This window comes from Acinetobacter sp. 25-47-130, assembly GCF_056779705.1.
In genome coordinates this window covers 54,302-75,194 of sequence record NZ_JBWYII010000003.1, presented here as the reverse complement: position 1 = coordinate 75,194, position 20,893 = coordinate 54,302, and the positions used below count along the sequence as shown (strand labels likewise).

Below are 20,893 nucleotides of genomic sequence, written 5' to 3'. Positions count from 1 at the left end.
CTTTAACGTGAGCCTTTACTTTGACCAAGATAAGCAGCCACTTTGCGAGCTTGATTTTGATCTACCCACCAATAATCCTCACCAACAGCAAGTTTTGGTTTAATCTGTGGCTGTTTATACATATTCCAATACGCATACCATTCACGATCATTTCCATAAGTAAGTATCTGATAATATCCTGCACGTAATAAACGATCCAAGACACGTGTATTTAATATTAATTTTTCTCGATCAGGTGCATGGATAATACGCTTTATAATTTCATCTATAACGCTATTTTTCACACCAGAAAAATTATAATTTCCCTCTTCATTTGCAGCATGACTGCTCCAAAATTGCGCTTGCTCATTCCCAGGATTTAGTGACTGAGGCATCACCATCGTGGTTAAATCAAAATCATATTGACGCATCCGCTGTAAATATTGAGGCATATCGACTTGGCGAATCGAAACCTGAATACCCAATTTTTTTAAATTTCGAATATAAGGCATGAGCGTCCGTTGTAAGCCCTCTTGATGAAGAAGCAACTCTAATTGAATTGGTTTTCCATCACGCGCATGCAAATTACCATTTTTAAATGAATACCCCTGGTCAATTAAAATTTTCCGAGCAGTGAGTAAGCCTTTACGATTGTAGCCTGTACCATCAGTGACGGGATATTTCCACGCTTTTAATACCCCTTCTCGTTGTAAAGGATGTAACCGAGATAAATAAGGTTTTAATATTGTTAATTCTTTTGGACTTGGTACTGACTTTGCTTCGAGCTCACTAAACTGAAAATGACTTTGTAAACGTTGATATTGTTGATAAAACAATGCTTTATTTTGCCATTCAAAGTCATAAGCATAGGTCATTGCTTGTCTAAAATAGATATCGTTTAGCGGTTTTTTTCGTGTGTTAAAAACGATACTTTGTGTCGGAGCAGGGTTTTGTAAAGCTACACTATATTTTTTAACCAATCCTGAGTTAAATGCTGGAAAGTTGTATTCCGTCTTCCATTTACGAGCAAATTTCTCTTGGTGAAATGTATATTGTCCAGCTTTAAATCCTTCAAATGCAATGTCCGAACTACGGTAATAAACATATTTAATTTGATCAAAATTATAACGACCGCGATTTACAAGTAAATCCTTAGCCCAATAATGGGGATTACGGTGATAGGTAATACTACGACCAGCATCAAGATTTTTAATTGTATATGGCCCTGATCCTAAAATGGGTTTGAGTGTTGCTCGACTAAAATCTTTAGATTGCCAATCTTTTTTAGAAAAAATTGGCATCTGTGAAAGTATTGCTGGCATTTCAGTATTTCTTTCTGATTTAAATACCATTTTTACGGCATGTTTAGACAGAACCTGAATTTTATCTAAATCAGACAAATACATCTGTAAACCGGGATTGGTTTTGGTTAAATACATTTCAAACGTGAATTTAACATCCTCAGCCAGTACAGGAGATCCATCACTAAATCGAGCACGTGGATTTAAATGAAAAATCACAAATTGTGTTCGGGTTGGATCAAACTGAATTTTCTCAGCCAAAAGTGGATAAAACACATTTGGTTCATCTAATGACTTGGAAAATAGCGTATCGAACAAGTAATTTGTACCTTCAACCCAACTTCCTTGCCCATTCATACCGTTTAGATTATCAAATGTCCCATCAGCCGCTTTCACCAACTTTCCACCCTTTGGTGCGTCTGGGTTGGCATATGGCATCGCATCTAAATTCAGATATTTCGGTTTTGACTGTAAAGCAATATAAGGCGTCGTTTGAAGATTTGCCCATGCACTGATATGAATGGGCAAAAAGAGGAGAATAAACTTTGCTTTTGACAAAGTTGATGAAATGCACATCTCGAAATGAAATTCCTGATTGCTTAAGCAGACTTAAGAATGTGGAACTTTAATCGTAGCACCAATCTGTAAAGGTGTGTTTGGTTTCAAACCATTCATTTCTGCAAGCTGATCAATGTCTATACCAAATCGATTCGCAATTCTGTACAGGGAATCACCACTACGGACTTTGTAATCTGTAACAACTTTAGGAACTTGAATAATTTGACCTCTTTGCAATCCAGCACGTAGGTTCAACTTATTGAGATCTGCAAGTTCTTTTGCAGTCATATCAAATCGTGTAGCAATAACATGGAGAGACTCACCTGATTTGACAGCATAATCCTCTGTATCACGCGATTTTGATTGACGGACTGGTGTTTTTTCAGTACTCGCAACCGCCTTTTCAACATTGCCACTTACTTTTAATTTTTGACCAATTTGAAGGACTGATCTCGCATTTAGATCATTCAGCGTAAGTAATGATTGAAGCGACATATCATATTGTCGCGCAATACTTGCTAAGGTCTCTCCACTCTTCACAGTGTGAGACTCCACTTTCTCAGCAACCGAATTATTTCGTGTTGAACTCTGCTTAGTGGAAGCTTTATTTTCATCTTCTTTCAAATTCAGCTTTTGCCCAACTTGTAATCCAGCATTCGTTCGCAAGCCATTCATTTCTGCTAACTGTGCAACAGAAAGATTATATTTTCTTGCAATGGCATTCAGGCTATCGCCTGATTGAACAACATATTGCTCTGGTACTTTAGATCCCACCGGTACTTTAATGGTTTGACCAACCATCAATCCTTTTTCAATATCCAAATTATTCAGTGTCGCCAACTCAACAACGGTTAACTTATTCGCATTTGCAATGTTGTACAACGTATCTCCTCGTTGTACGCGGTAAGTTTCAGTCTGAATTTCAGGTACAGTTTTAGCATTACTCGCGCGAGTCGTAGATGAAGCTGTAGCAGATTGCACTTCTTCTAAAGGAACATTAATTTTTTGACCCGCATAGAGGCTACTATCAGCTTTCAGTCCTGAGCTTAATGACGCTAACTCTTGAGTCGAAAGTCCGTATCGATCAGCGATTAACTTTAAGTATTCGCCACGTTTAACCGTATAAGATTTCGTTTGAACCTTTGTTACCGCTTGTTCAGTTTTGCTTGATTTAGATGCTTGAGACTGGGTTAGATTTAACTTCTGCCCAACCAGTAAATTACTATTGATAGTTAGACCATTCAATTCAGCCAATTGTTGGACACTCAAATCAAACTGGTTTGCAACACTAGTCAGACTATCATTTGCTTTTACAATATAACTTGCTGGCTTTACATCCGTTTTCTGAGCAGATGCTACTGGTTTAGCATCGTAGAGATATAGGGTCGCACCTACATATAAGGTTGCATTTGGATCTACTTGGTTCCATTTTGCAATATCTCTCCAACTTACGCCGTTTTTCATTGCAATAATTGCTAGCGTGTCACCAGGGAGTACCGTATACGTACTACGCTTACCCTTAGGTGGTTCTACAACCACTTCACTTTCAGTTTTCTTAAATGCCTTACCTTGATTAAGCTGGGCTTCCTCAGAAGTAGGCAAAGTACTTTCTGCTACAGATTTAGGATAAGCAAAGCCAACTTTAACTTCTGAACCTTGTCCTGCTGCCACAGATTGACTTGTTTGAATCGCAGTTAATTTAATCTTGCCATCCAACGGATCAACAATCTCAGTACCTTGGGGTGCAATGGCACTAATCTCTCTAACGACTTCCGCTTTTTCTGCTTCAGTGGCCTGTGGTTCAATGACCGAGGCAATAATTTGATCAGAACTCGTAGTTGTTGTGGTTTTTTCAGGTGCAATTGAAGCTAAGATTTTGGCTTTTTCTTCAGCAGTGATTTCTGGTTCTACACGTACAGGTTTAACATTTTGCGCCGGTTTAACAGCAACAGGTATACGAGGTGCGCTTGGCACCACTGCCGAAGCAGCAAAAGCTGCCAATGCATCAGAACCAGAAGGAGTCCTACCCTTCGAAGTTGAAATTGTTGTAGATACTGAAGGTGTTTGAGTATTATTAACTGGCTTCGCTGTTTGAGTTGCCAATACGGAAGCATTTGAAGCTTTTGGTGTATTTACTGTCGTTGTAATTGTGGTTGCTGGAGTAGATGTAGAAACAGGGCTTGAAGCGCTCGCCCATAGACCTGTACTGCTTGGTTTAAGTGCTTTAAGTTTACGATCAATATTTGGATTTAAATCTGCTGGAATTAAAATTCGCTGTGGACTTTGAGGATCAATAATATCACCACGATGCCCTGGATTCAGTTGATAAAGTTCTGCACGACTTAAGCCTGTCAGAGAAGCAATTTCGTTTAAACTCGCACCTGCTGGAACTGGAACTTCTCTAAAGTGAGGACGATTCGCAATTGGTGGTAATCTGACGCCATACTTTTCAGGGGATTTGATAATCTGTGCAACTGCAAGGAAACGTGGAACATAGTTCATTGTCTCTTGAGGCAAACGTAATGACCAATAATCTGTAGGCAAGCCAGCAGCCTTATTACGGTTAATCGCTTGTTGAATACGTCCAGGACCAGCGTTATAAGCCGCTAAAGCTAATTCCCATGAACCGAATTGGTTATATAAACTTCCTAAAAACTCGTAGGCTGCACGTGTAGACTCAACTACATCACGGCGTCCATCATACAAATTGGTCTGTCTTAATCCATAAATACGACCTGTACTTGGGATGAATTGCCACATCCCTGCAGCTGCCGCTGAACTCGTTGCAGCTGGATCATAGGAACTCTCAATGACGGGAAGTAAAGCAAGTTCTGTAGGTAATCCACGGCGCTCTGCTTCCTTTACAGTATGATAAAGATAACGAGAAGCTCGAGCGGATAAACGATCCAGATAAGGCTGACGCGTAATAAACCAACTTCTTTGAGCATCAATCCGTGGATCCCACTTTGTTTCATCCATTTTAAAACCAACGGTCATACGTTTCCAAACATCGCCGTGTTTTAAAATAAGTAAACGATCACCTTCAACTGCACGCATATCAGTTGCAGATAAAAGATCTTCAAGTGAATCTAAGCTACTGGCATCTAATATGCCGAGTTGATTCGACTTTTGCGTCTTTGCAGAAGTGGGACTCGCTGTACAGCCAGTCATTACGCCTAATCCGGTTACTGCGGAAGTAATTACTGAAATTTTAAATAAAAAAGTTGCAGATGGCTGCCACACTGCGGTGGTTGTTTTAGACATACAAATTCCGAAAGACGCATAGTAAATTTATTGTATATAAGCCATTTTAGAGGAGCTCGTTGTTCAGGCAAGTCTCTTCTTGATGAGTAATTGCTTATAAATGTTACAAGACATTAAAAAATATCCAGTTATCGCACTGATGTTTCGCATTTACGTATACAATAAAATTTCCGAACTTGATGTTCAACACTTTATTCGATTGATTGGTTCAAACTATGTCTGAAATAACACTTTATGTTGATGGCGCATGTCGTGGTAATCCTGGGCTAGGTGGCTGGGGTGCTTACATCATCACTAAGGATACAGAACATAAAATATGTGGTGGTGAACCAGACACGACCAATAATCGTATGGAGTTAACCGCTGCAATCGAAGGAATCAAATTTTGTCCTGTTGATGCAAAGCTGATCATTTGGACAGACTCAAACTATGTAAAACGCGGTATTACTGAATGGATCAGTGGTTGGAAAAAGAAAAATTGGAAAGACGTAAAAAATCCTGATTTATGGCAAACTTTGGATCAAGTTTGTCAAGGTCGAGACATTGAATGGAACTGGATTAAAGGTCATGCAGGACATCCAGGCAATGAAATGGCAGATCAGTTAGCTAATCAAGGCGCTGACCAAACGGCTGAACAATTTAAAAATTCCCTGCAAGCGAATGATAAAAAAAAACAGTCTGAAGATTGGTTGCTCAATGATCCGTTTGGTTTAGATCTCAATGATCAAGATGAAGAAGTTGAAATTGATTTAGCAGAAAATGATGATCAAGCTGAATACAGCACGGACGAAGTCACCTCAAACTCCTCAGATATTATTAAGGATATTATTAAGACAGTTGATGCACAGGACTTAAATTCTGAATCTGTAGATCAAAGCGTTCCTCAGTTAGCTGAAAAATCGCATCCACATATTGTGGTCACACCTGCTCGTTTAAATTTACAGGGACCACGCCAACTGATTTTAGATACGGAAACTACAGGTTTTTATTATCAAGATACAGACCGTATTATCGAGGTAGGTGCGATTGAAATGATCAATCGTAAACTGACAGGAAGTTCAATTCACATTTATATCAATCCCAAAAAACCAGTCGGTGAATCTGAAGCAATTCACGGTATTTCTGATGATTTTTTGAAAGATAAACCTATATTTGAAGAAATCGCTGCTGAACTGTACGAGTACTTAAAAGGTGCAGAAATTATCGCACACAACGCAACTTTCGATATGAACTTCTTAGATATGGAGTTCAAACGTGCTGGCTTTGGTACGCTTTCAGAAGTCTGCGCAGTGACCGATACACTTGCAATGGCAAAAGCGAAACATCCAGGTCAAAAGAACTCATTGGATGCATTAGTGAAACGCTACGAAGTTCCACAGCGTGATCGTACCTTCCACGGCGCCTTACTGGATGCAGAAATTCTGTCAGATGTTTATTTAGCCATGACAGGTGGTCAAGTTTCATTTGATATCGATGCACTCTCAGCGCATGATTATCATTCTGAAACTGGACAAAATCAGTACCAAAAAATTGAGGTAGATTTACCAATCATTTATGCTTCTGATGAGGAATTAGCAGCACACCAAAAATGGATCGAAGATTACCAAGAAAAAAATGGCGAGCCGTGCTTATTTGCTAAATAATCTTCCATCTGCTTGATTCATTTTGTAAAGTACGATCAGTTCGGCTATATTCATTTAGAGCAAAAATTCCCCTTATCTGGGATCTGAGCAAAATTAATGGCCAACATAGGTTTCGATCGATGTCTTATCAAAGTTCAATTTATTTTGACCCTACAGCATTACTTATTGTTAAAAAAGAAATTGATCAAATCATCGATCAGGTCGAAAATACAGTATCAGAGCTTATCGAGGATCAAACACTTCCTTTTGGGATAGATGACGCATTCATTCGACTTGAGCAATCCAATCAAGTTTTTGCCATGATCGAACTTCCTCATCTCGCACAACTTGCACACTACTGTGCGCAAGTCATGTCAAAGATGATGCAAAATCCAACCGCAAAAAACCTGAAATACGCCGCCGCATTAAGTGATGGCACAACAATGCTAAAACGATATATTGAATTTATTTGCTTACGTGAAGTCGATGTCCCCCAATTTCTCTTAGATACACTTAACCATCTAGAGCGAGTATTGAATATCCATTGTACAGCATTGGGTAATGGAATTCAGACCACTCAGAAACAATTAACTTTAACACCGCAAGCATCATCGAATCAGATTAATTCATCTGATTATTGGAATACACTATATAAAGATTGTTTAATAAAAATAGTGACGCAAAATGAAACTGAAGACGATTTTGATCGTTTTAAACTCATTGTAGATCATATAGCACTGCTCTCTCTTGAAACACCGAGTCAACAATATTGGCTTCTGATGCAAATCGCATTTAATCAACTTGACCAACTCATTCTCAGTGATGCACGCCTAAAATGGTTGGCTAAAGTTGGCAGTCAGATCCGAGAGTTTTTAAATGCACCCCAGCATTTTCAGGTCGATGAAACTGACTTTGCTAATGCTTTAGCGATTTGTATTAGCCAAGAAAACTACGATTCACAAATGCTTCGTGAGTATTTTCAAATCTCGGACAACATTTTGACTGATGTTCAACTACAAATTTTTAGTCGCCATCTGTTTGGACCTGATCAAAGAACAATCGATACCGTTGCTCACTTGATTACAGAAGAATTGAATCAATTAAGGTTAGATATTGAAAGTCACTATCAAAGTTTTACTGACGATCAAATTTTAGATATTCGCTTAAAGCTGTATCGTATGGCAAATATCTTTTTAGTCATGAATCTTAATGAAGCTTATGCAGAGATGAAACTGCAAGCAGATCATTTTCATCGAACCTATATTCAACAAAATGCCGATTTTGCTCAACGATTAATGAACAGCATGCTATCGGCTATGAACTCTATCGGGATTTTGAAGCGAAATTTCGCACCAACTCGCATTCAACTTGATGTGAATAATATGAATATATCACTGGATCGGCTAGATGATGCACATGAAACGCTGCAAAAAGAAGCTCGAATTCTCTTGCAAGAACTAGGCGATAAACTTTTTCAAAGCAATGATGTTCAAGACACAAATGATTTATTAAACATCACAACCAATTTAAGACAATTAAGCGGAGCTGCTCTATTTCTTGATGCTCAAATATTAAGTAATGCGCTAAAAAATAGTGCTGAGGCGGTTGAACACTATTACGATATTCAGAAATCACTCACCCCCCAACAACTTCAGCACATTCTAGATGTGCTTGCCAGTCTAGAGCTTCATCTTGATGGCTTGAAGTATGATTATCCTATTCATAAATCAGTATCTGAGACTGCACTCATCAGCAGTCAAAAAATTAAAGCGGTTGCCTAATGTCTGAACTCTCTGTTGCTTATATTTTTAAACAACATCAACTTCTCGTCGATGAAAACTTCCAATTACCACGTGTTGAACGTTTAGAGAGTGATCTGATTTTCAAATCTGGTGATCAGGTAATTGCACGAGATCTACATATTGAAGAAGCAATTCCTAAAGGTTATCAACTTGTGCCAATCCGACAGTTGATCACTCAATGGTCTAAGCAACAATTTGAACAAGCGAGTCGAGCAGTTCAATTATTAGAATGGCGTCGTAATCATAAATTTTGCAGTCATTGCGGTACAGAAACGGATGTTCACCGTTCAGAATATGCCATGATCTGCCCAGCATGTAATTATCACCAATACCCTCGTGTTCAACCTTGTGTTATCACCGTAATCACACGAGGTGACAATGAAATTTTGCTGGCGAAAAATGCAAAAAATAAATCCAATATGTATGGATTAATTGCAGGTTTTGTCGAAGTTGGTGAAACTTTAGAAGAGGCTGTGCAACGCGAAACCATGGAAGAAATTGGTCTAAACGTTAAAAATATTCAATATCTTGCCAGCCAACCTTGGCCATTCCCAAGTAATTTAATGATTGCTTTTCGAGCCGAGTATGATTCAGGTGAAATTGTGCTTCAAGAAGATGAAATTAGTGATGCCCAATTCTTTAAATTTGATGACTTACCAGAAATTCCATTTGCAGGAAGTATTGCGCATGCCATGATTCAACATGTCATTCACAATACTCCTTTCAAATCTGAATAAATCAAATCCGAATCGTTATAGATTTATTTGAAGGACTCTTCTAAAACTTTCAGGATGAGAGATCGAGTTTTGAAGAGTCGATCAAATAATGTGGCAGTTGTTGCCATGATTGATACATGTCCAGTACGAGGCACCCGAATGAGCTGGCTATGATTCTCTACAGCTAACAGTGCTTGATGCATCTCTTCAGAATTATGATCTTTTACCAACGTATCTTGATCTGCTAGAAAAATATAGTGCTGAATATTATTTTTCTCTACAAAATAGTATGGCATCACCGCTTTGAAATTTACTGCTTTATCGAATGCATGTTCAGATAAATGATCACCTAGATAGTTAAAGTGATAAGGTCCAGCCAAACCAATCAACGCTTTAATTCGATCTCGTCCTTCAAAGTCAATGAATGAAGGATGGTAAATCAGTGACATCACATTAAAAGCACCAGCAGAATGTCCGATAAGCGCTATTTGATCTGCACAAATACCATATTTATCAGCACTTTTGATTAAATATTGAATTGAATCTGCAAGGTCAGTTACGTAACGAGGAAAAATATGTTCTGGCGCCAGATGATAGTTTATTACGGCGAGGTTATATCCAGCACGAGTCAAACTTTCTCCAAGAAACTTGTAATCGTCTTTGCTTCCTCTACTCCATGCACCACCATGCACGAATATAACTAAAGGTTTATTCGCTGGCACTTGGCAAACATAAAGATCCAGTCGTTGCCGAGATTTAAGACCATAAGCAATATTTCTTTTTACAGAATAGCCTTTATTTGAGGTCAATTGATTTAATGCCAAACCACCCAAATTATATGGGCGAAAAGCATTCAGTTTTTGATTCAATTCGGTCAGTTTTAACTGAACTGATTTCGGAAAAAATTGCGCAATCTTATTCGACATTATTGGTAACTGACACCAGCATCAGGATCAATTGCAACGGGTGTTTCAACATAAGGTTGAGTACTCACCGCTGAAGGGTTCATAAGTGATGATGATTGAACACCTGCGCCTACTTGAGCAGATTCCACGTTATCAATCAAAGTAACAATTTTCGTGACATTCCCTACTCGTTGTAAAACTTCAATGAGATCTTGCTCTTCAGCTGTATTTAAGCGTCCCATCACATATAACACGCCATCTTCAGTATGAACCAAGACTTTACTGTCTGAAACAACTGGCGCACGCATAATTAAGCCACGTGTATTCGCTGTCGCAGTCGCATCTTGCATGATGGTAGAGTAACCAATTTGAGGACCAACAGTGATGTAATTATGAATAGATTTCACATCACTCATCGCTCGAACGTTATCTTCTGCTAACTGTTTCAAATGCGCATCAGGCACTTGACCTGTTAACAAGACATTACTGTGAAAGCTATTCACATTGACTCGAGATTGTTTAAAACGAGCATCCAATTTGTATAAATTGATCTTTGCTGTACGTTCAATTGAAGAGTCAATAAATACCTGACCTAAAGAACGAGCTCCACTCACCACCCCAACTGGTTCTGCGCCAGTTCCACCTGAAATAAAACTTGCACAGCCTGAAAGACTAGCAACACACGCCATCGAAATTACAATACGCTTCAACACTCAATCCGTCTCCTCGTGAAACTTGAATTTTTTCTATTGTTGGAAATGGCTTAGCTCATTCGGTTCATAGATTAATCAAGTCTGCATTTATTGTAAATGCATTTTCAATCCACTCGAGATCATAATCTATATCAGAAATTTCATGCTGTAACGGTTTTGCAATTTTTTTATGAAAATCAAAACAAAACACATCAAAACGATAATAAAACTCTGTATAGCTTGGAAATTTTTGAAGAAATGACATTGCTGTTTTCGCAATTTTAATTTGCTTGCTCGATGATATTGATTCTAGTGCTGAAGCATAGGTTGTTTTTGATCTGGCTTTGACCTCAACAAATATAAGCTCAAGATCACGTTGAGCAATCAGGTCTATCTCACCATAACGAGAATGAAAATTTCGAGCCAGCACAATATAACCCTGTGAGATCAAGACTTTTTCAGTTTGGTCTTCAGCCCATATACCTAATTGTTGAGAACTCATCCATTTAAGTCCTCTTAAATATTTTTTAATCTAAACCATGTTTTCTCGAAGCACGCAGGTTTTCTTTCGATCCGATGCTCTTTAAAACTCAAGTGCCCAGTCTGACCTTGAATTGATATTTGATCAGGATTCTTCGTTTTCAACATCAAATCCGCCAAACGCCAAACATCTTGACCGAAGGCATTGAGACGTTGGAATGCAGCAGTATTTTCTGTTGTTTGATTAGGTTTTTTTAAAAATTGAACCATGACTGGAACATCACAGAATTTAGTTCCCTTCGGAATATCCATATTATGATCAATAGCAAAAGCCTGAACATACAAACGTTTTGAAGGCTTATTCTTCAATGAGTTGATCCACGCCATACTGCCTAAAAGCAACACACCTTCATTTGACTTTATATCAGGCAATTGTTGGACTAGAGAAAATTTACCATGAAAATTTTTAAACACGGCATTTACAAAGCTTAAGCTCTCAGACTCAGTACCAGACTCACGCACTATATAGAGATGTTGAACTCGATCCTTTTCAATCTGTTTAATTAAAACTTGAGCATCATCAGTTTTCGATAAACTAAACTGCCACACTTTTGCATGCTTAGAAGGAACTTCATTCAGTGCTAAAACAGGAATTTTAAGCGGTTCTTTCATTATTGCTTCGACATCCTGTCTGGCTAATGGACCAATAATAAGTTTGGTGTTTTGACTGACTTGCGTCTTTAGGATCTCTTTTAATCGTTTTTGATCCGAATTGACATATTTGATTGGCATTTCACTTTTAGACTTTTGATAAGCCTCATCAATACCATTTTTAATACTATTACTTGCTCGCACCATAGGGCCTGAATCAGGTAAAATAACCAATACTTCCGCTTGGGCTTGGAAAATCATTCCACATAAGCCAATACCAATGAATTCTTTTTTTATTCTTAATAGATCCAACATGGAGAAACCTTATGAGTGCTCAGTTATTTGTTGTAGCGACGCCAATTGGGCACTTAGATGACATGACCTATAGAGCAATTGATGTTTTAAAGTCTGTCTCTCTTATCGCGGCAGAAGACACACGTCAGTCCGCTCTTTTAATGAAACACTATAATATCTCAACTCCGCTTACAGCGTGCCATGATCACAATGAAAGTAACAAAATTGATATAATTATCGATAAGTTAAAAAATGGTGAAAATGTTGCACTCGTCAGTGATGCAGGTACACCATTGATTAGTGATCCTGGTTTTAAATTGGTTCGTGCAGCTCAGGAGCATGGTATTCGTGTCGTTCCTGTTCCAGGTGCATGTGCAGCTATTGCAGCATTAAGCGCTGTAGGTCTACCCAGTGATCACTTTAGTTTTGAAGGATTTCTATCTTCGAAACAATCACAACGTCTTATTCAATTAAATAAACTGAAAGACAACACGCATACCATGATCATCTATGAGGCACCACATCGAATCCTAGACTCTGTAACGGATATGGTCTCTGTGTTCGGGGCTGACCGTGAAGTCGGGTTTGCACGTGAAATTACCAAAACCTTCGAAACAATCAAAAAAATGACCCTTGGAGATTTACAATCATTTATTGCAAATGATCATCACCAGCAAAAAGGTGAAATTGTACTGGTCATTGCTGGAGCAGCCACTGAAAAAGACATGCAGCAAGAAGAATTAGACAAATTACTCAATCGTTTATTGCAAGATTTATCTGTAAAAGCAGCATCTCAACTTGCAGCTGATCTCATCGGAATCAAAAAGAAAGTCGCATATCAACGCGCGCTAGAGCTCAGTGGTGCGAATGATTAAGCAAAATAAAAAAAGCACCATATTGATGGTGCTTTTTTTATTAATCTTTTATTGATTCATCAGGTGGAACTTCAGTAATACGACCACCACGTGCTAGAAAAGCAGCAACTTCATCTTCCAGTGCCTGACGTTGTTTGAGTTTAGCTGTCACTGTTAATGTTTCAGCTTCAGCGACATCGGCATCAGATACAGTAACGTCACTTACGGCCGCACCTTTTTCTGCTGCTTGTGATTCATTTTCGTCTACAACACTGTCTTCGTTGTCATCAAAATCATTTGCGTCTGTCATTTCAAACTCCCCATCAATGTTTTCACGCACCTGATTGGAACGTGCTTTGATTTTTAGAGAAATGTATCAAGCTCTTTATCATTCGCATAGTATCTAAAGCACCTCATTTGTATATTTTTTAATCATATTGGTAAAAAAATATATATTGATGATTCTTTTTAGATCAGATTTCAATTCACTTGATATCTTGTATTACTGAGCTGACTCAAACCATTCGCTTGCGACATAAACGCCGATTTTAACGCACTGATATTTTCAACTTGTTTCAAACCAAAGTTTCTCGCCCAAACAATAGGAAAAACAGGAGCAGATTCCATCCACCCAATCATAGACATACTATGCATCATGGCATCGTTTTGAAATTTTCGTCGATGCTCATATTTCAATAAAGTTTGCTCATGAGCCCAAACGCCACGGGCGTAGTCAGAAAGTAGCACATCGCATAGAATTGCTGCATCAAGGCAACCAATATTCACCCCCTGACCAGCAAGTGGATGAATAACATGGGCTGCATCACCAATTAGCGCTAAGCCATCTTTAATATAACGTTGAGCAGCTCGTGCTTTCAGTGGGAATTTTGCTCGAGGCGTTGCGGCTAATACTTTACCCAACATATGATGACTCTCTCGTGTCAGTAATTGTACGAAATCTTCATCTGAGAGTGACGCAAATTCGTCTGCATAATCATCTGGTAAAGTCCATACAATAGATTGCCAATGACCATATTCTTGATCTTCTAAACTTGCCATTGGGAGAAAAGCCAGTGGCCCTGTTTCTAAGAAGATTTGTCTCGCAACATGTTGATGCGCTTGTTCCGTCTTGATCGCACAACTAATACCAGCCTGATGATAATCCAAAACATCCAAATCAATCATGGCTTGTTCACGTACGAATGAGTTTGCACCATCCGCACCAATCAAAAGTTTCGTTTTCAATTGAGTTTGATCAGCGAGATGAAGAATCCAACAGCCATTTCCTTGCTCAATATGTTTCACTTGAATCTGAGTACGGTAATCATCAATCTGGTCGATCATCATGCTCTGAATCGCAAGGTTCAAGATACTTGGTTCGACCATTGAACCTAATATTTGTGCTTGATCAGGTTTAGAATGCGCTGATGTTCCAAAATTGATTTCACCAAAGCCATTTTTGTTCCACACCTGCATTCCCGTGTAGGGTTGTTGACGAGCCAACTTATCCCATACATCAACATGCTTAAGCAAATGAATAGTGGCTTGACTCAATGCAAGTACACGAGGATTCAATGATTTTAAGGTCTTCTCGTGATCCAATATCGGTGCTGCATCAAGTACAGTCGCTTGAACTCCACCTTTAGCCAGCAATAAAGCAGCTAATCCTCCGACTAAACCACCGCCCACAATCACGACATCTAAAATAGCATCATTCATGCTTTTAACCCCATTGCATAATTGGCAACGAGTGGCTTAATACCTGGAATATTTTCAAAGCACATTAGACCTGTATTTCGCACAAATTTTAGGATTGGATTTTGATTACTAAAGCCTCGCACCACAGAATCACAAAACTTAATCACACGTTGCTGATCTTTGAGTCGAGATTTTTCATACTCTTTCAGTACAGCAGCTTCACCTAAATCGGCATTTTTGATGACTTGTTGTTTTAAATATCGGGTCAATACATATGCATCACGCATACACAAATTAAAACCCTGACCTGCGACTGGATGAATGGTATGAGCAGCATTACCCATAAGTACAACACGTCCTACTGCTTGTTTTTCAGCCAATACTTGAGATAAAGGAAAACTAAATCTACGACCAGTTTTCTCAAATTTACCAGCTCGGTCGCCATACGTTTTTTGAAGAGCATCTAAAAAATGCTGATCATTTCCATCACCTAGCCACTCTCCCTCAGTACCTTTAGGCACTGGCCAAACAACAGAGCGACGGTATTCACCAGGTAAAGGCAACAATGCTAAAGGACCAAGTGGGCTGAAACGTTCAAAACCGACATGGGAGTGAGGTTTGGATGTCTGCACTGTAGTGACAATCGCCACTTGATCATAATCATACACTGATGCACCAACACCGAGTGCTTTTCGACAGAAAGAATCACGTCCATCTGCTGCTATGACTAATTTGGATTGAAACTGCAAATGTTCATTCGCTTTTAATGCTTCAAGATAAGCTAAATTCTCATCCTGTTTAAGCGACGTCACTTGAACACCATCAATTAACTCAATGAGTGGATTTTTTTTGACCTCTGATAACAATACTCGTCCAAGCCATGCATTCTCAATCACTTGACCAAAGCTCTCTACTTTCTCTTGAGCCGCGATTAAACGTGCCTTACCGAAGCTTCCTTCTTCTGTGATATTTACTTCTAAAATAGGCGTTGCATATTGTTGCAGTGAATCCCAAATTTCCAATTCTTGATAAATTTGCACGCTTCGACGTGACAGCGCACTATTACGGGCATCAAAACTTGAATGATATGGTGCAAGGTTAGCATCATCATAGTTAGGATAGCTGATCGCCTCTAACAATTTCACTGCAATGTTAGTTTTAGCCAGCATAAGAGCAAGGCTTAATCCGACCATTCCACCACCGACAATGATGACTTCTTGTTGCATGTTTTGATCCTTATAAAAGCAAGCAATAGCTGCATACACATAAATTCTTAATCAAATTCATCTTACAATAAAGTTTTTACTTTTTATAATGAATTAGCGTTATTGAAGATGAAGCCATAATTCATTTTTCAATATTGAATATGACATTAAAAAAAAGCCGATGTTTCCATCGACTTTTTAGATTTGTGAAAATGGTTAACTCGCCATCAAGGCTTCGATATCTTCAATGGTTTTTACTACTTTAGCAGTCAGGTTTCTCGGTCCATCTTGAGTGACAACAATATCATCTTCAATGCGAATACCAATCCCTCTCCATTTTGGATCGACAGTTTCATCATCAGGGGCAATATATAAACCTGGTTCAATGGTCACCACCATACCTTCTTGATATGTTCGCCATTCTCCATCGACTTTATATGCCCCTACGTCATGAACATCCATGCCTAACCAGTGACCAGTTCCATGCATATAAAATTGACGATAGGCTTCTGTCTCAATGATTTCATCGAGATCACCCTGCATGATTCCAAGATTAAGCAAGCCTTGCACTAAAATACGAACAGCAACGTAGTGTGGCTCTTTATAAGAGTTACCAATTCTAACCGCATCTATTGCAGCGATTTGTGCATCGAGCACTATATTATAGAGCGCCTTTTGTTCAGGATTAAATTTACCATTTACTGGAAACGTCCGTGTGATATCTGACGCGTAAAATTCATATTCACAAGCTGCATCTATTAAAACTAAATCGCCGTCATTAAGTTGTTTGTTATTTTCAACATAGTGCAATATACAAGCATTTTCACCACCACCCACAATACTGTTATACGATGGTACACAACCATTTTTACCAAAAATATAATTCAGCTCCGCTTCTAAAGCATATTCCATCATTCCTGGTCGTACAGATTTCATCGCTTGCGTATGTGCTTGAGCAGAAATATCAGATGCGATTTGCATTAACTCTATTTCTTTTGGCTCTTTGTGTAGACGCATCTCATCTAAAATTGTATCTAACTGAATCAATTGTGTCGGTGCAGCGGTACCACGTCGGCTTTCACCACTTGCTTCTGCAATCCATTTTGTAATTTTTGCATCAAAACTGGCTTGTTGACCAATTCTATAAAATAATCTTTCTTTTCCTTGAAGCTTTGCGATGATTTCTTCGTCTAGTAGATCAATCGCATAAGCTTCATCCGCATCATAATCATCGACTGCACCATCAATCCCTGCACGGTAACCTGTCCAGATTTCCATCTCTCGATTGCGTTCACGACAAAATAAACTGTAGGTATAACCTTCTTCTTCAGTATCAAATGTTTCAATTACAGCAACTGCTTCAGGCTCTGCAAATCCTGTTAGATAAAAAAAGCTGCTATCAGCGCGATATTTATAATCAGCATCACGATTTCTAAACATTTCTTCACGTGTTGCAATAATTGCAATGCTTCTTAGGCCTATTTCAGCGGCTAATTGATCACGTCGTTTTTGAAAATCTGATTGAGTAAGTTTCATATCTTTTCTGCAGCTTAGGCTATTTAATTTAAGAAAATACAGTACTACTTATATGTTAAGTAGTACTCTTGATTAAATGTAATCAACTTGGTCGATGAGGTGTAAACATCTCAACGACACTTTGCTCATTTTTTTTCGAAATTGTTGGTTTTACATGTTTCAGTAATGAGCTTTCTTCAACAGCAATCTTGGTTCGTCCAACAGATAAACTCACTGGAATTAATCGAACAAATTCATAAAGTTCTTGATAGCTAATTTCACCTTCTTCATCATTATCAGAATCTTCAAACTCGACTGCTGCAATATCTTGCAAGTGTTCAATCAACTCAGCTTCATCAGCACGAATATGCCCAGACGCTAATCCAAACCCCAATACCACTCCTGCACACCAATCTGCTAAAGCTTGAACACGCTCAGACAATACATGTTCATCATCAGGCAAAATGGGTAAATAATCTAATTCATCTTCTGATAAAGCATGCGAAACATCTTCAGATTCCTCAGCCAGTAAATTAAGCGCCGTAGGTTCTAATTGAGGCACATTCAATGTAGACAAAATTTGTATCCACTCCTCATGAGATGGCGGTTCAGTTACACAAACAATACCTGTAAGTAGACCATGTAACTCACTAGGACTAGTAATTTCCTCAATTGAACCGAATTGTTGGTTCCAATCTGTCCAACCTGAAATATCGTCTTGCATTCGCTTTTCCAATCTCTATACTTCTGTATATATTACCTTTGATTGCGAAACTACGCGACCTCGTTATGTTAGAACAATTACAGCGTTTACAAACGCATTTAGGCACGCTTAAACATCGTTTGTCCGAAACCGAACAAATGAATAGTTCTCTTGAAGCTAAGCAGAAAGAACTTCAGGAAACTCATCAAACTCAAACTGCTCAAAAAAATAGCGTCATCACTCAAAAGCAAGAACAGATTGAAAGTCTAAATGACAAATACAATCAATTGGATGGTATTTATAAAACTTTAAATCAAGATGCTACTGCTTTAGCAGAACGTTATAGTCGTTTAGAAAAGAGTTGTACTGATTTAAAAAATAGATTTCAGGAAATCTTGGCTGAAAGGAATGAGTTGAGAGTCATCAAAGAAAAAATGTTGGCTGAACAACGTCAAGCTCAAAAAGAAATTGATGAATTGAAGGCTGAAAATCAACGTTTAATCAAAAAAAATGAACTCGCTAAAACTAAGGTTGAGCAAATCATTCAACGATTGGCCATTTTAGGTACTGATCAAGATCATCATGCCCAAGAAATCCAACAATTAGAAAATCCGGCTGAACAAAATGAGGAAGCATAATTATGTCTGAAGTCGTTACAGTCGAGTTAAGACTAATTGAACAAACATTTAGACTTTCAACCACTCAAGATCGGAAAGATGATTTACAACGTGCTGGTGATTTGCTGAATGAGAAATTTCAAGAATTTCGTAGAAAAGCACCTAACGTAGAACACAATAAGCTCGTTATCATGGTGGCTTTAGAGCTTATGCAAGAAGTTTTAACAATGAACAAATCCTTACAAGAATATTCTCATTGTGAACGCTTACTTGCAACAATCTTGGAAGACGTTGAAAAAACTGTATAAATTTGATCTAAGTTTGCACAGTCAGTTTTACTGAGTGAATTATCACGCAAATAATGGGTACACCAAGGTTTGCCAATCTCACTCATTTCGTTATACTTAATTTAACTCTGGGATGTTCGCCAGCGGGTCTATTCCCCTGCCGATACTTAAACTTATGGATTGTGTTCTGTATATTTAGAGCGTATGCCCACCTCGAGTGGGAAACCCAGTAAGTATACGTCGCGTCCACCTTGAACTCGTCGGGTTCAGGGTAACGACACATGCAGCGGCATCTCCGGAGTCTTTATTTTATTTTCTCTTTTTTCTTATTTTTGAATAAACATCCTTGCGCTTTATCCCAAATTAATAATCAATATTAATAATTTTTGATTTTTATCACATTATTTTCACTATAAACAACTTATTAGACACTAATCTAAAACAAATATACTTAACTCTCAATATTATTTAATTATTTAAACCTATTGCTTTATATATATTTAACAATATAAAAAAATTGACATATTATTTGTAAATTTGGTTAATAATGACCTAGTAACTTTTCTAAAATTTAAATTATTATTCCCCATAATAGAAATTACACAAAAAGTATTTCATTTTAATGTCTTCTTATTGTTTAAAGACTTCATATTATTAGTCAAACATTATAAACAATGAGAATAGATTTATATTTAAAGGAAGAGAATATGTCTAAATTAGCAAAATTGGCTGGGGTTGCGAGTATTGCTGCAATACTAAGTGCATGTGGTGGTGGAAGTGAATCGAAGCTTGACACGCCAAATGATAATTATATTAAACCAGGCGATGTGAGCTCTACATTTATACCTTTTAAAGATAAGGATTTTTTAACAAAACTTAAAGAAAAGCTTGGTTTTTCAGAATCTTTGAATGTCATGGATGATCGATTTAATCAAGCATTAGGACATATGATTGGCGAAACATTGGGTGATGGACCCATTACTCGTACAGGTAGAGTAATTGAATTAACAGATCAAGGAACAAGTGCATTTACAATTTTTAGAAATTCAATTTGTACTGAGCTCACTAAAAGTGGAACTACTCAAACAATCAAGCTAAAAAGTGGTAATGATTCTTGTGCAACTAGTTTCGGCAAGGAAGTCGTAACATTTAAAGGAGGATCTATTTCGCTTACTGAAACATTAAGCTCTACCACAGTTGAGTTTAATAATGCGCTTTATACACCGTGGACTGATACATCTAAACTATATTTAGTCACTGGTAAAATTGTAAAAGATACAGTTGGTTCTAATGGCGCAATTTATTCTGTAAAAGATCCTTTAAAATTCCAGATTTTAGATAAAAACAACCCTAGCACTACATTGGAATATATGGGGCTACAGGATTATGAATACCGTTTTTTTGATGATCAATTACAAAGTGTGTCAAGTAAAGGTACAATCGTTGGCCAACCTAAAGATGCTAATTTTTCATATGCATTTAACTTCAGTGTAACTCAACCATTCGAAAAAGAGTGGTGGAGAATTTACCCGAAAGCAGGCGGTAAGTTAGAAATTATTGATGAGTACAATCAAAAGATTGTCGTTGAACAAACTAAAGATTATTCATCATCCGCATCAGTTCGCTTTAACTCAGGCGTGCCAACTAATGTGTCTTGGAGCGATATCGTTAAAAAGAAATAGGCATAAAGCCCCCATCTGGGGGCTTTTTTAACCATTTAATTCCATGTGTTGCGCGTTCTCTGACATTC

18 protein-coding genes and 1 other RNA gene are annotated in these 20,893 nt (G+C 38.0%); 8 read left to right on the top strand and 11 right to left on the bottom strand.

The annotated features are described in order from the left end of the window. Positions 1 to 2: 2 nt before the first annotated feature. Together AC1M83_RS06075 and AC1M83_RS06070 are read right to left on the bottom strand one after the other, a co-directional pair. A complete protein-coding gene (locus tag AC1M83_RS06075; RefSeq protein WP_481590234.1) occupies positions 3 to 1,856 on the bottom strand; it encodes an extracellular solute-binding protein in 1,854 nt (617 codons plus the stop codon). Positions 1,857 to 1,889: 33 nt separating this feature from the next. Beyond that, positions 1,890 to 5,102: a LysM peptidoglycan-binding domain-containing protein gene (locus AC1M83_RS06070; protein WP_481590233.1), complete on the bottom strand. Its 3,213-nt coding sequence runs from the start codon at positions 5,100 to 5,102 to the stop codon at positions 1,890 to 1,892. A 215-nt stretch (positions 5,103 to 5,317) separates the two neighbouring features. Here AC1M83_RS06070 and dnaQ point away from each other — a divergent pair, with 215 nt between their 5' ends. The 3 genes from dnaQ (at position 5,318) to nudC (ending at position 9,263) form a co-directional block, all read left to right on the top strand. Beyond that, entirely contained in the window at positions 5,318 to 6,745 is a 1,428-nt protein-coding gene (dnaQ, locus tag AC1M83_RS06065; RefSeq protein WP_481590232.1) for a DNA polymerase III subunit epsilon, read from the top strand. Positions 6,746 to 6,864: 119 nt separating this feature from the next. Beyond that, on the top strand, positions 6,865 to 8,505 hold the full coding sequence (locus tag AC1M83_RS06060; RefSeq protein WP_481590231.1) for a chemotaxis protein: 1,641 nt from the start codon (positions 6,865 to 6,867) through the stop codon (positions 8,503 to 8,505). Beyond that, positions 8,505 to 9,263, top strand: coding sequence for an NAD(+) diphosphatase (nudC, locus tag AC1M83_RS06055; protein WP_092766807.1), 759 nt, complete (start codon positions 8,505 to 8,507; stop codon positions 9,261 to 9,263). The genes AC1M83_RS06060 and nudC overlap by 1 nt, the downstream gene beginning before the upstream one ends. A 23-nt stretch (positions 9,264 to 9,286) precedes the next feature. Here the strand turns inward: nudC and AC1M83_RS06050 are convergent, their stop codons facing one another. From AC1M83_RS06050 to AC1M83_RS06035, 4 genes are all read right to left on the bottom strand, one after another. Continuing rightward, positions 9,287 to 10,168, bottom strand: a complete 882-nt coding sequence (locus AC1M83_RS06050) for an alpha/beta hydrolase (RefSeq protein WP_481590230.1) — start codon at positions 10,166 to 10,168, stop codon at positions 9,287 to 9,289. Continuing rightward, positions 10,168 to 10,860 carry a BON domain-containing protein gene (locus AC1M83_RS06045; protein ID WP_035266827.1) on the bottom strand — a complete coding sequence of 231 codons (693 nt, stop codon included), beginning with the start codon at positions 10,858 to 10,860 and terminating at the stop codon, positions 10,168 to 10,170. The genes AC1M83_RS06050 and AC1M83_RS06045 overlap by 1 nt, the downstream gene beginning before the upstream one ends. 64 nt (positions 10,861 to 10,924) lie before the next feature. Next, positions 10,925 to 11,341 (bottom strand): YraN family protein, encoded by a 417-nt coding sequence (locus AC1M83_RS06040; protein WP_481588941.1) that lies wholly within the window; start codon positions 11,339 to 11,341, stop codon positions 10,925 to 10,927. Positions 11,342 to 11,355: 14 nt separating this feature from the next. Continuing rightward, the gene (locus AC1M83_RS06035; protein WP_481590229.1) at positions 11,356 to 12,285 is read right to left on the bottom strand and encodes a penicillin-binding protein activator; all 930 of its coding nucleotides are present in this window, start codon (positions 12,283 to 12,285) and stop codon (positions 11,356 to 11,358) included. Positions 12,286 to 12,296: 11 nt separating this feature from the next. Here AC1M83_RS06035 and rsmI point away from each other — a divergent pair, with 11 nt between their 5' ends. Then, entirely contained in the window at positions 12,297 to 13,139 is an 843-nt protein-coding gene (rsmI, locus tag AC1M83_RS06030; RefSeq protein ID WP_481590228.1) for a 16S rRNA (cytidine(1402)-2'-O)-methyltransferase, read from the top strand. Positions 13,140 to 13,179: 40 nt separating this feature from the next. Here the strand turns inward: rsmI and AC1M83_RS06025 are convergent, their stop codons facing one another. The 5 genes from AC1M83_RS06025 to AC1M83_RS06005 all read right to left on the bottom strand — a co-directional run bounded on the left by AC1M83_RS06025 (position 13,180) and on the right by AC1M83_RS06005 (position 18,260). Further along, positions 13,180 to 13,428, bottom strand: a complete 249-nt coding sequence (locus tag AC1M83_RS06025; RefSeq protein ID WP_035269751.1) for a hypothetical protein — start codon at positions 13,426 to 13,428, stop codon at positions 13,180 to 13,182. 170 nt (positions 13,429 to 13,598) lie between these two features. Beyond that, entirely contained in the window at positions 13,599 to 14,837 is a 1,239-nt protein-coding gene (locus tag AC1M83_RS06020; protein WP_481590227.1) for an FAD-dependent monooxygenase, read from the bottom strand. After that, positions 14,834 to 16,042: an FAD-dependent oxidoreductase gene (locus AC1M83_RS06015; RefSeq protein WP_481590226.1), complete on the bottom strand. Its 1,209-nt coding sequence runs from the start codon at positions 16,040 to 16,042 to the stop codon at positions 14,834 to 14,836. Before AC1M83_RS06015 ends, AC1M83_RS06020 begins: the two co-directional genes overlap by 4 nt. 195 nt (positions 16,043 to 16,237) lie before the next feature. Beyond that, positions 16,238 to 17,557, bottom strand: coding sequence for a Xaa-Pro aminopeptidase (pepP, locus tag AC1M83_RS06010; RefSeq protein ID WP_180027929.1), 1,320 nt, complete (start codon positions 17,555 to 17,557; stop codon positions 16,238 to 16,240). A gap of 82 nt (positions 17,558 to 17,639) precedes the next feature. Further along, positions 17,640 to 18,260 carry a UPF0149 family protein gene (locus AC1M83_RS06005; RefSeq protein ID WP_092766815.1) on the bottom strand — a complete coding sequence of 207 codons (621 nt, stop codon included), beginning with the start codon at positions 18,258 to 18,260 and terminating at the stop codon, positions 17,640 to 17,642. 65 nt (positions 18,261 to 18,325) lie between these two features. On the opposite strand from AC1M83_RS06005, the gene AC1M83_RS06000 reads away from it, so the two are divergent. The 4 genes from AC1M83_RS06000 (at position 18,326) to AC1M83_RS05985 (ending at position 20,825) form a co-directional block, all read left to right on the top strand. Continuing rightward, a complete protein-coding gene (locus AC1M83_RS06000; RefSeq protein WP_035269763.1) occupies positions 18,326 to 18,877 on the top strand; it encodes a hypothetical protein in 552 nt (183 codons plus the stop codon). Between the two features lie 2 nt (positions 18,878 to 18,879). Beyond that, the gene (locus AC1M83_RS05995; protein ID WP_180027932.1) at positions 18,880 to 19,164 is read left to right on the top strand and encodes a cell division protein ZapA; all 285 of its coding nucleotides are present in this window, start codon (positions 18,880 to 18,882) and stop codon (positions 19,162 to 19,164) included. 101 nt (positions 19,165 to 19,265) lie between these two features. Then, positions 19,266 to 19,449, top strand: a non-coding RNA gene (gene ssrS, locus AC1M83_RS05990) — 6S RNA. A 401-nt stretch (positions 19,450 to 19,850) separates the two neighbouring features. Beyond that, positions 19,851 to 20,825: a hypothetical protein gene (locus tag AC1M83_RS05985; RefSeq protein WP_481590225.1), complete on the top strand. Its 975-nt coding sequence runs from the start codon at positions 19,851 to 19,853 to the stop codon at positions 20,823 to 20,825. Positions 20,826 to 20,893: the final 68 nt, after the last annotated feature.

Coding starts and splice junctions, on each gene's coding strand:
- pepP (WP_180027929.1), bottom strand. CDS start 17,557: ATGAAACTTACTCAATCAGATTTTCAAAAACGACGTGATCAATTAGCC.
- AC1M83_RS06000 (WP_035269763.1), top strand. CDS start 18,326: ATGTTAGAACAATTACAGCGTTTACAAACGCATTTAGGCACGCTTAAA.
- AC1M83_RS06060 (WP_481590231.1), top strand. CDS start 6,865: ATGTCTTATCAAAGTTCAATTTATTTTGACCCTACAGCATTACTTATT.
- rsmI (WP_481590228.1), top strand. CDS start 12,297: ATGAGTGCTCAGTTATTTGTTGTAGCGACGCCAATTGGGCACTTAGAT.
- AC1M83_RS05995 (WP_180027932.1), top strand. CDS start 18,880: ATGTCTGAAGTCGTTACAGTCGAGTTAAGACTAATTGAACAAACATTT.
- AC1M83_RS06015 (WP_481590226.1), bottom strand. CDS start 16,042: ATGCAACAAGAAGTCATCATTGTCGGTGGTGGAATGGTCGGATTAAGC.
- AC1M83_RS06035 (WP_481590229.1), bottom strand. CDS start 12,285: ATGTTGGATCTATTAAGAATAAAAAAAGAATTCATTGGTATTGGCTTA.
- AC1M83_RS06005 (WP_092766815.1), bottom strand. CDS start 18,260: ATGCAAGACGATATTTCAGGTTGGACAGATTGGAACCAACAATTCGGT.
- AC1M83_RS06020 (WP_481590227.1), bottom strand. CDS start 14,837: ATGAATGATGCTATTTTAGATGTCGTGATTGTGGGCGGTGGTTTAGTC.
- dnaQ (WP_481590232.1), top strand. CDS start 5,318: ATGTCTGAAATAACACTTTATGTTGATGGCGCATGTCGTGGTAATCCT.
- AC1M83_RS06025 (WP_035269751.1), bottom strand. CDS start 13,428: ATGACAGACGCAAATGATTTTGATGACAACGAAGACAGTGTTGTAGAC.
- AC1M83_RS06070 (WP_481590233.1), bottom strand. CDS start 5,102: ATGTCTAAAACAACCACCGCAGTGTGGCAGCCATCTGCAACTTTTTTA.
- nudC (WP_092766807.1), top strand. CDS start 8,505: ATGTCTGAACTCTCTGTTGCTTATATTTTTAAACAACATCAACTTCTC.
- AC1M83_RS06075 (WP_481590234.1), bottom strand. CDS start 1,856: ATGTGCATTTCATCAACTTTGTCAAAAGCAAAGTTTATTCTCCTCTTT.
- AC1M83_RS06040 (WP_481588941.1), bottom strand. CDS start 11,341: ATGAGTTCTCAACAATTAGGTATATGGGCTGAAGACCAAACTGAAAAA.
- AC1M83_RS06050 (WP_481590230.1), bottom strand. CDS start 10,168: ATGTCGAATAAGATTGCGCAATTTTTTCCGAAATCAGTTCAGTTAAAA.
- AC1M83_RS05985 (WP_481590225.1), top strand. CDS start 19,851: ATGTCTAAATTAGCAAAATTGGCTGGGGTTGCGAGTATTGCTGCAATA.